The organism is Coleofasciculus sp. A1-SPW-01, assembly GCF_040217205.1.
GTDB classification, from domain to species: Bacteria; Cyanobacteriota; Cyanobacteriia; order Cyanobacteriales; family Coleofasciculaceae; genus Coleofasciculus; species Coleofasciculus chthonoplastes_A.
On the sequence record NZ_JAVJNP010000120.1, the window covers coordinates 1 to 9350 of the forward strand.

At 47.4% G+C, this 9350-nt stretch carries 9 protein-coding genes; 4 read left to right on the forward strand and 5 right to left on the reverse strand.

What is annotated here, in order from left to right; translation table 11 throughout:
• Positions 1–233: 233 nt before the first annotated feature.
• From RH949_RS18125 to RH949_RS18135, 3 genes are all read right to left on the reverse strand, one after another.
• A complete protein-coding gene (locus RH949_RS18125; RefSeq protein WP_446355039.1) occupies positions 234–1169 on the reverse strand; it encodes a circadian clock KaiB family protein in 936 nt (311 codons plus the stop codon).
• Between the two features lie 120 nt (positions 1170–1289).
• Positions 1290–2618 carry a type IV pilus twitching motility protein PilT gene (locus tag RH949_RS18130; protein ID WP_006106197.1) on the reverse strand — a complete coding sequence of 443 codons (1329 nt, stop codon included), beginning with the start codon at positions 2616–2618 and terminating at the stop codon, positions 1290–1292.
• Positions 2619–2805: 187 nt separating this feature from the next.
• A complete protein-coding gene (locus tag RH949_RS18135; RefSeq protein ID WP_446355041.1) occupies positions 2806–5340 on the reverse strand; it encodes a DNA gyrase/topoisomerase IV subunit A in 2535 nt (844 codons plus the stop codon).
• Between the two features lie 135 nt (positions 5341–5475).
• Between RH949_RS18135 and RH949_RS18140 the strand changes: the two genes are divergently transcribed.
• Positions 5476–5877 (forward strand): response regulator, encoded by a 402-nt coding sequence (locus RH949_RS18140; RefSeq protein WP_006106193.1) that lies wholly within the window; start codon positions 5476–5478, stop codon positions 5875–5877.
• Here the strand turns inward: RH949_RS18140 and RH949_RS18145 are convergent, their stop codons facing one another.
• Positions 5878–6072 carry a hypothetical protein gene (locus RH949_RS18145; protein ID WP_044211094.1) on the reverse strand — a complete coding sequence of 65 codons (195 nt, stop codon included), beginning with the start codon at positions 6070–6072 and terminating at the stop codon, positions 5878–5880.
• 164 nt (positions 6073–6236) lie between these two features.
• On the opposite strand from RH949_RS18145, the gene RH949_RS18150 reads away from it, so the two are divergent.
• Positions 6237–6638 (forward strand): response regulator, encoded by a 402-nt coding sequence (locus RH949_RS18150; RefSeq protein ID WP_044211092.1) that lies wholly within the window; start codon positions 6237–6239, stop codon positions 6636–6638.
• Positions 6639–7195: 557 nt separating this feature from the next.
• On the opposite strand, the gene RH949_RS18155 is transcribed toward RH949_RS18150, so the two are convergent.
• A complete protein-coding gene (locus tag RH949_RS18155; RefSeq protein WP_446355045.1) occupies positions 7196–8089 on the reverse strand; it encodes a tetratricopeptide repeat protein in 894 nt (297 codons plus the stop codon).
• A 280-nt stretch (positions 8090–8369) separates the two neighbouring features.
• Here RH949_RS18155 and RH949_RS18160 point away from each other — a divergent pair, with 280 nt between their 5' ends.
• Together RH949_RS18160 and RH949_RS18165 are read left to right on the forward strand one after the other, a co-directional pair.
• Positions 8370–8780 carry a response regulator gene (locus tag RH949_RS18160; protein ID WP_446355047.1) on the forward strand — a complete coding sequence of 137 codons (411 nt, stop codon included), beginning with the start codon at positions 8370–8372 and terminating at the stop codon, positions 8778–8780.
• Between the two features lie 112 nt (positions 8781–8892).
• Positions 8893–9306 (forward strand): response regulator, encoded by a 414-nt coding sequence (locus RH949_RS18165; protein WP_446355049.1) that lies wholly within the window; start codon positions 8893–8895, stop codon positions 9304–9306.
• Positions 9307–9350 lie beyond the last annotated feature (44 nt).

Genomic DNA, 9350 nt, shown 5'->3' on the forward strand with positions numbered 1-9350 from the left:
GGAAGCAGGGGAAGCAATGATACATTTTCCCTGATAATGGTGCAAAGGTATGAAAGGGTTTTATCCTTTTTCTTTGAAGATGAGCCAATGTTCATGCTACTCAAAGCTTTGGTAGCCAAGGGTTTCGGTCTTGTGCAGCAAACCCTAAGTAGAATATCGCTAACTTGGTAAGTCTTTGAACCCGTTTTAACGGGTTTAAGCTTTGAGCCAGAACTTTAGTTCTAGGCTTACTTTTATCGTTGAGCCTCAGGAGCAATAAGTATACGTAAAAGATTTTCCAAGTCATTCAAATCGCCAACAATACGTCGGACGGGTGGGGGCCAAACTCTCAGCAGTGTGGGAGTGGCTGAAATTTGATTAGCTTCTGCTTGTTCAGGATGCTTAAATACATCAATGACTTTTAGAGTATAAGGATGTTGTAGGGATTGTTCGAGTAACTGATGCAGTTTTTTCAGGATATGTTCAGTTGATCCACTATGTCCCGATACAAATAAGCGCAAGACATAACTAGGGGTAGTTAAGGGTGTAGATTGAGATTCACTCGGATTCGATTCCCTATCTGATTTAGAGGATAAGAGAGGATCAATCCCTGTAGACGGTGAGTGGGAGGATTCTTGCCACGGTGTTGGTTGAATCGTCCAACGTTCTGGAAAAGACAAAGCATAAGTCTGGGGAGATTGAATCAGACTTGAATCGTGCTCATGCCTAGGATTAGCATCAGACAACTGTTCTAGACATTGATCCGGGCGATCGCAGCGGATAATCAAATCATGATCTTGCCACAGTTGGGGAAAGCGATCGCGATATGTCTCCAAAACTATTGGATCACAGCACTCTTCCCGCCAAGGCGCAACTTGCCACACCACTTTCGTGACACCAAACACAGCATTCAGCAATGCCTGATGGTGCTGGATGGGCGGATAAAGTTCCGCTGACGTTCGCATCTGTTGGGTATAAGGATCGAGCCAGCGATCAATTGTGCCAGTATATCCCGGCACTAAAAAATGGGGCGGTTCCGGTAATCCGAGCATTTCTTGCAAACTCGCACACAGATGCAAATGCCAATGCTCTTGTTTACTAGGGTCAATGCCATAAATTAAATCTCCCCCTGGTGTAAACAGGGCAATACCCTTAAATAACTGAGAAAACGAGCGTTGAATCTCGTTCATTGTTGATTGTTGATTTTAAATTATTGGCAGCTAAAGGCAGCGGATAAGAAGATGAGAGTTGCTTTCCCCTGCCTTGTCCTGACATATAACAAATGCCAAATGATAAATGGCAAATGATAATTAAACACGACCCCGTAACATCATCGCCATTTCATTTTGAGTCGGCGACTGTTCTAGGGCAGTTTCTTCAGTGATACGTCCTTCCTGATAAAGGTTAAACAAGGACTTATTCATCGTCATCATGCCGTCAAATTCATTAGCCGCCATCAGTTCGTGAACTTCCTCATATTCACCCTTGCGGATATAATCCCGAATCGCTTCTGTATTAATCAAAATGTCGTGGAAGGCGGCACGTTTGCCATCAGTGGTGCGACATAACCCTTGGGCAATGATTGCCACCATTGATTCAGCAAAAGCGACGCGGATGGCGTGTTGCTCTTCTGGATTATAAAGATTGAGAATCCGTTCAATAGTCTTCACCGCACTGTTCGTGTGCAGCGTTCCCATAACCAAGTGACCTGTTTGAGCAGCTTTCAGCGCAGTATTAACGGTTCCCCGATCCCGCATTTCCCCCACCAGAATCACATCCGGATCTTCCCGCAAGGAGGCTTTTAAAGCATTGTCAAACTGGAGGGTATGAGCGCCGACTTCCCGTTGTTTAATTAGGGCTTTTTGGCTTTTGTGAACAAATTCAATCGGGTCTTCAATCGTAATGATATGCTTCGGCATCTCCTTGTTCATGTAGTCAATCATCGCCGCTAGCGTTGTTGACTTACCTGAACCGGTTGGACCCGTGACTAAAATAAGACCCTTGTGGTAATTACAGACATCCCTGAGAATTGAAGGGAGTCGTAACTGCTCCATCGTCAAAATCTTGAGTGGAATCAAGCGCAGAACTAATGCCGGTCCTGTCAGGGAGTCGAAGATATTAATCCGCACCCGGGCAAAATCATACTGCGCTGCACCATCAAATTCGAGTTCGTTTTGAAAGCGACGAATTTCTTCATCGGTGAGAATTTCCCGCAACCAATTCATAAACGTGGGTTTATCAGTTACAGGATATTCTGTATGTTCCATTTCCCCTCGGTTTCGCATCCGAGGGACTTCACCGACACCGGCATGAACGTCAGAAAATCCCTTGTCATAGGCTTCCCGGATCAGTTGGGCTAATGTTGGCTGTCCAGGAGAAAGTCCCGCACCTGGCGCTGGTGTCCGGGGTGTGACGCCCGGTGAAGGTGGGCGAGAACTCGGTGCTGTTTTAACGGCAGTAGGATCTGATGCGGACTGACCCGCTTTTGGCGGCATCGGCATTGTTTTAGAGGGCATCGCTTGGGTTGCCCCTGGCGGCGCTTTCCGAGACGCTCCTCCCCTGGGCGGTGGCGGTGGCGCTGGAGGAACGCGGGGTGGAGGGGGTGGCGGCGCACTCGGAGGTCGTTTGGGATCGGTCATGATGGTTGAACTATCACTTAAGTTAGATTTTCTATACTGGTGCTTCCAGAATTCCCAAGCTTTAGGGCTGCTATAGCATTCACTTCACACTTATCCCCCACTATAAAACCATATCTAGCTGATCGAAAAGTTTTCGGTTACATCAGACCCACCTTTAGGGGTATGGCACTGCCGTGTCCCTACGTAATCACGGCAGGATTGTTGTAACATCGATAATTGTTTCATTTGACTTGAGTTTGACCAAGCGATCGCCACACCCATCTTTCCCTAACAACTTTACAGATTTTAACGATACCGTCATGACTCGCTCATCGCTGGTAAGCAACACAGCCGTCTCGGTTTGAGAGGCATTGATGACTCCTATCAATCGATCCGTTGAGGTTTTAAATTGAAGGGCTTGAGTGCCAAGATCACCGCGTTTAATGCGTCTGACGACACCGAGTCCGATGCGTTTGCCATAGCCTTGCTCAGATACCAGTAACAGATTCTCGTTGGGCGCGATCGCGACACATCCCACTAATTGCTCCCGACGCCGCAGTCGCAACGCTTGATTGCCTTGGGCTGTACGCCCCATAATCGGTAAATTTTGGTCGTTAATTTCAAAGCGTAATAAGCGCCCATTACTGGTAGCGATAATCAGATCATCAGTGGATTGAGCTAGGGTAACATACGCCAGTACATCTTCTTCTTTGAGTTTAACCGTGGTTAAACCCCGTGCCGTTAGGTTAAGTAACTCTGTCGCAGGTAGACGCTTCACTCGTCCCTGTTGGGTGAGCAAAATTAGGCTGACAGACTCGGTAAGTTCGTGGGGTCGAAAATGGGCGATAACGGTTTCAGATTGAGCCGCATCAGGGAGGAGACGAGTTACAGGGATGCCTTGCTTACGCCCTGCGGCGGGGGGAATATCTTGGACTTTCAAGGGGTAGGCTTTGCCTCCACTGGTGAGGGTGGCAAATTCTGACGCCGTGGTGGTTTGCTGGGTCTGAATCACAAAATCGTTCCCATCTTTGATCGAGGGTTTAGATTTGGGATCAGGGGCAGAACGCAGGCGTTGTACGTGTCCTTGATAGGTAAATTCCAGAACCGTTTGTTCAGCTTCCGTTTCGATCAGATTAGGCGATGGGGATTTCGAGGCAGAGGTTTTCGGGGTGTCTGAGGTTTTGGCTTTCTTGCGGGTTTGTTTTTCTGATTTGGGTTGTTTAGGTTCTTTGAGCGATTGGGCTGATCGGATCTTGGTGCGACGTGGATCAGCATATTTCCGTTTAAGCGATCGCAACTCTTTTTTCAGGGTTTTGAGTAATTCATGTCGGCTACTGAGTAATTCCTGGAGGGTTTCAATGCGGGCGGTGAGTTCCTCAAATTCGGTCTGGAGTTTTTGCCGTTCTAACCCGGTGAGGCGGCGCATCGGCATGGCGAGGATAGCATCAGCTTGACTCTCACTCAAGTTTAACTGCTCTTGAAACTGAGTCTTTGCGGTTGTGCCATCAGGCGCATTGGTAAGGATTTCAATCACGCGAGTGAGTTGATTTAAGCAAACCAATAATCCTTCCACCAGATGACGCCGTTGTCGTTTCTGGTCAAGTTCATAGGTATATTGACGGGTCAGGGTTTGTTCCCGGAAGCGTAAGAATTCTTCCAGACATTGCCGTAGGGCTAGCTGGCGGGGCTGTCCGTTGACTAATGCCAGCATTATCGCGCCAAAGTTACTTTGTAGAGGAGTTTGTTTGTAGAGGTGTTTGAGCACATCTCTGGGATGAGCATCCCGTTTAAGTTCCACAACCACCCGCATCCCCTGGCGATCGCTCTCATCGCGCAAATCGGCAATTCCGTCTAAGCGTCCATGGTTGACCAGATCGGCAATTTTTTCAATCCAAGCCGCTTTATTCACTTGATAGGGTAATTCTGTGACAATGAGTGCCGTGCGGCGATGACGGCGAGTACGCCCGACTTGAATCTCTTCCACCTTGGCAATTCCCCGCACCGGAATAATGCCACGTCCACTGCTATAGGCATCCCGAATTCCCGACGTATCGATAATTTCACCCCCCGTGGGAAAATCTGGTCCCGGAATTAATTTCCACAATTTCTCATCCGCCAGATCCGGGCGATCAATCAAAGCGATTAGCCCATCCACAATCTCGCCCAGATTATGAGGAGGAATATTGGTTGCCATGCCAACCGCGATGCCAGAGCAACCATTGAGCAGTAAAATGGGTAGTTGAGCGGGTAAAACCACAGGCTCCTGTTGAGAGCCATCGAAATTATCGATAAAATCAACGGTTGCCGAGCCAATTTCTGATAGGAGGGCTTCATGACTAATGGGAGACAGCCGCGTCTCTGTGTAACGCATGGCAGCCGGTGGGTCGTTATCCACCGACCCAAAATTGCCATGACCCGCCAATAGTGGATAGCGAGTGGAAAACTCTTGGACCAAGCGCACCATAGCATCGTAGACAGCCTGATCCCCATGGGGATGATATTTCCCCAAAACATCACCCACTACGCGAGCGCACTTACGGTAGGGTCTATCGGGGGTTAAACCCAATTCGTACATGGCATACAAAATACGCCGATGCACGGGCTTTAGACCGTCGCAAACGTCTGGCAGGGCACGCCCAACGATGACACTCATGGCATATTCAAGATATGACTGTTGCATCTCTGCATGGAGGGGCGTGGGAATAACTTGACCAGTCGCCAGCAGATTCAACTGTTTTGCCATGAGTTCTGTGTCCTAATTTCTAACCACAACGAGATGAAAATTTGATTTTTTTTGTGGCAACATTGCCCAGTCCCTGTCAGACTGATGATCAAATCGCACTTTTGTTGAAAAGACGACTTTCTTGATGCAACGCCCATGAAAACCGTTCTGATTGTAGAAGACGATCCCATTAATCTTCGCGTTTTTTCCAAAATTCTCACGAAGCGGGGTGGCTTGAATGTCAAGGGAACCGAAGATGTAGAGGAGGTCATGAAAATTGCCCACGCGGGAGATGCAGATATTATCTTGATGGATGTTTCCCTGGCTCACAGTGTTTACCAAGGTAAGCCTGTCGATGGCATCAAGATTACCCAGATGCTGAAAGCGGATGCTCAAACCAGCAATCTGCCCATTATATTAGTCACGGCTCATGCTATGGAAGGCGATCGCGAAAATTTCCTTAAGCAAAGTGGTGCTGATGGTTATATCTCTAAACCTGTTGTGGATCACCAACAGTTTGTCGATCAAATCCTGGCACTTCTGCCTAAAAATGATTAGTCAAACCTGAGTGAGAGCGACGCCTCCAATAACCAATCTTCGGATAGGGACATCAATCCTCTGGAACTGGGTGCTGATATTGCCGAAAAACTGGAGTCTTACTAAAGTACGTATGTACTGTACCACAACCGTTTCGGCAAAATACAGAGGATGAGAAAGTTTAGAACCCTTGCTATCGGTTTCCGTTGATACCATCCCCTAATACCGAGTCGTTTTCAATCCTAGTCGATCAGAGCTACCGGGAACAGGGGGGTAGGGGAAGCCGGGATAGAGAACTTGGTCTGTATTGCCCAGTCTCTGTCAGACTGATGATTAAATCGCACTTTTGTTGAAAAGACGACTTTCTTGATGCAACGCCCATGAAAACCGTTCTGATTGTAGAAGACGAGCCCATGAATTTTCGCATTTTTTCCAAAATTCTCACGAAGCGGGGTGGCTTGAATGTCAAGGGAACCGAAGATGTAGAGGAGGTCATGAAAATTGCCCAGGCGGGAGATGCAGATATTATTTTGATGGATGTTTCCCTGGCTCACAGTGTTTACCAGGGTAAGCCAGTGGACGGCATCAAGATTACCCAGATGCTCAAAGCTGATGCTCAAACCAGCAATCTGCCCATTATATTAGTCACGGCTCATGCTATGGATGGCGATCGCGAAAACTTCCTTAAGCAAAGTGGTGCTGATGGTTATATCTGTAAACCTGTTGTTGATCATCAACAGTTTGTCGATCAAATCCTGGCACTTTTGCCCAAAGATGATTAGGCAAACCTGAGTAAGAGCAACACCGCCGATAACCCTTGTTGGTATAGGACGATTCATCCTCTGAAACTGGGTGCTGACATTGCCGAACCCCTAGAGTCTTGCTAAAGTACACCTGTACTGTACCACAACCGTTTCGGCAAAATATAGAGGTTTACCAACCTTGCCCTAAAAGGGACAAGGATTGACCAAGCCAGTTTGGACAACGTAAGCGGTGAATAGCCCCATTGAGCCTAGTTCTGGCACAGACTTCCGAATACTTCCCTAGTTCGGACTATCTCTTTTGCCTAATTAGTTAGGCGTTGGGTAATGCCAAGACATCTTGGACTGGGTAGGCAAGGGACTTATTAGAGGGCAAGCTGGTTCCTGGGATTATCTCCATTTAAAAACCAGCATTTAATTGTCAAGCTGTCTGATCAAGACAGGGTTTGTGACCCAAAGGAGTTTCGACGAAAAACGTCAGAAAGCTTGCGGTCAGTTTTGCTTATACATCCCCTGATACCATACCTTAGCAGCGTAGAGACGCGCCAGGGCGCGTCTGGGAACACTCAAATTTTGATTCAAGGGGTAACGTCTACTTGTACAGGAGCGTTGTTACCGGGGGCAATGGTTGCCTGAATCCTGGGGTTTGCCAAGAATTTTTGAGTATCAGACATCAGACGTTCCCCCCAAAGATTTTCTTTGAGGAACTCTAAATCAGCATAACGCTCATCTGAGCGGAGGGCTGTTTCTCCTAGAGTCAGTCCTCTGTCTTGCTCCCCTTGGGTATAAAGTGCTACGGCTACAGCCAGCTTCGGTTCAGCTGCTTCTGGATCAATCGCGATCGCGGCTTGCCATTTGTCAATCGCGCTAGCCACATTCCCCTGTTCATAATTAACTAACCCAATATTGTTGATCGCGGGCCACACGGGCCAGGTATCGCTCGGTTCCTGATCTGCCGCTTTTTCGTAGGCAGCGATCGCCATTGGATACTGATCCAGCATATAGTAGGCGTTGCCTAGATCAAAGAGTGCTTCGGGAACCTCAGGTTCTATCTTCAAGCCAGCTTCTAAACTAGATACAGCTTTTCGATACTCCTGTTTCTGAAAATAGGTATTGCCTAAGGAGAAGAGAACACCAGCCTCTTCAGGTTTCAAGGATTGAGCCTTAGAGAGTGCCTCAATTCCCTCATCGAATTGCTGGTTTTGGACATACAAGGTTCCCAAAATAAACCAAGTTTCAAAACTATTGGGAGCAAGCTGAGTGGCTAGTTTAGCTCTAGACAAGGCGAGATCGTATTGCTGAAAACGAGTAAGCTGAACGGCATCCTGCGCTAGATTCAAGCCTTGCTGCTCTAATTCCTCAGCATCGAGCTGTAGAGTATAGGGCAGTAGGGCTTGTCCAGAAACAGGAGCAGGTTTGCTCACCAAAGCGAGCAGCACAAAAATCGGCAATAACAGAATACGTTTGAACACGGCGAAGTCTCAAACTACAACAAGGAATCTTCAGCTACGTTAACACTCTTGCTGGCGTTCTCGTGCAGGCTACACAGATCTCCGACAACTTCTACGAAGTCGGGGATCTTGCTGGAGTAGGCTGTACTGCATCAACCACCAAATTTGCTGTAATGTAAGCGTCTGGCTCACTAACTTGATGAAGATTTGATTTTTTTTGTGGCAACATTGCCCAGTCCCTGTCAGACTGATGATCAAAGCGCACTTTTGTTGAAAAGACAACTTTCTTGATGCAACGCCCATGAAAACCGTTCTGATTGTAGAAGACGAGCCCATGAATCTTCGCATTTATTCCAAAATTCTCACCCAGAGGGGTGGCTTGAATGTCAAGGGAACCGAAGATGTAGAGGAGGTCATGAAAATTGCCCAGGCGGGAGATGCAGATATTATCTTGATGGATGTGTCCCTGGCTCACAGTGTTTACCAGGGTAAGCCTGTCGATGGCATCAAGATTACCCAGATGCTAAAAGCGGATGCTCAAACCAGCAATCTGCCCATTATATTAGTCGTGGGTAATATGATGGAAGGCGAGCGCGAAACCTACGTTAAGCAAAGTGGCGCAGATGGTTATATTAGAAAACCTATTGTTGATCATCAACAGTTTGTCGATCAAATCTTGGCACTTTTGCCCAAAGATGATACATCAGCGTAAATAGGACTTACGCTTTCTTGACGGCACAGGCGCTACTAATTGCCCAGTCCCTGTCAGACTGATGATCAAAGCGCACTTTTGTTGAAAAGACAACTTTCTTGATGCAACGCCCATGAAAACCGTTCTGATTGTAGAAGACGATCCCATTAATCTTCGCGTTTTTTCCAAAGTTCTCACCCAGAGGGGTGGCTTGAATGTCAAGGGAACCGAAGATGTAGAGGAGGCCATGAAAATTGCCCAGGCGGGAGATGCAGATATTATCTTGATGGATGCTTGCCTGGCTCACAGTGTTTACCAGGGTAAGCCAGTCGATGGCATCAAGATGGCCCAGATGCTGAAAGCGGACGCTCAAGCCAGCAATCTGCCCATTATATTCGTAATGCCGGGTAATATGATGGAAGGCGATTGCGAAGCCTTGCTTAAGCAAAGTGGTGCAGATGGTTATATTAAAAAACCTATTGTTGATCCTCAACAGTTTGTCGATCAAATCTTGGCACTTTTGCCCAAAGATGATACATCAGCGTAAATAGGACTTACGCTTTCTTGACGGCACAGGCGCTACTAATTGCC

Excerpts from the sequence above, each read along its gene's own strand:
- RH949_RS18125 (WP_446355039.1), bottom strand. The coding sequence starts at position 1,169 with ATGAACGAGATTCAACGCTCGTTTTCTCAGTTATTTAAGGGTATTGCC.
- RH949_RS18130 (WP_006106197.1), bottom strand. The coding sequence starts at position 2,618 with ATGACCGATCCCAAACGACCTCCGAGTGCGCCGCCACCCCCTCCACCC.
- RH949_RS18135 (WP_446355041.1), bottom strand. The coding sequence starts at position 5,340 with ATGGCAAAACAGTTGAATCTGCTGGCGACTGGTCAAGTTATTCCCACG.
- RH949_RS18140 (WP_006106193.1), top strand. The coding sequence starts at position 5,476 with ATGAAAACCGTTCTGATTGTAGAAGACGATCCCATTAATCTTCGCGTT.
- RH949_RS18145 (WP_044211094.1), bottom strand. The coding sequence starts at position 6,072 with ATGGTATCAACGGAAACCGATAGCAAGGGTTCTAAACTTTCTCATCCT.
- RH949_RS18150 (WP_044211092.1), top strand. The coding sequence starts at position 6,237 with ATGAAAACCGTTCTGATTGTAGAAGACGAGCCCATGAATTTTCGCATT.
- RH949_RS18160 (WP_446355047.1), top strand. The coding sequence starts at position 8,370 with ATGAAAACCGTTCTGATTGTAGAAGACGAGCCCATGAATCTTCGCATT.
- RH949_RS18165 (WP_446355049.1), top strand. The coding sequence starts at position 8,893 with ATGAAAACCGTTCTGATTGTAGAAGACGATCCCATTAATCTTCGCGTT.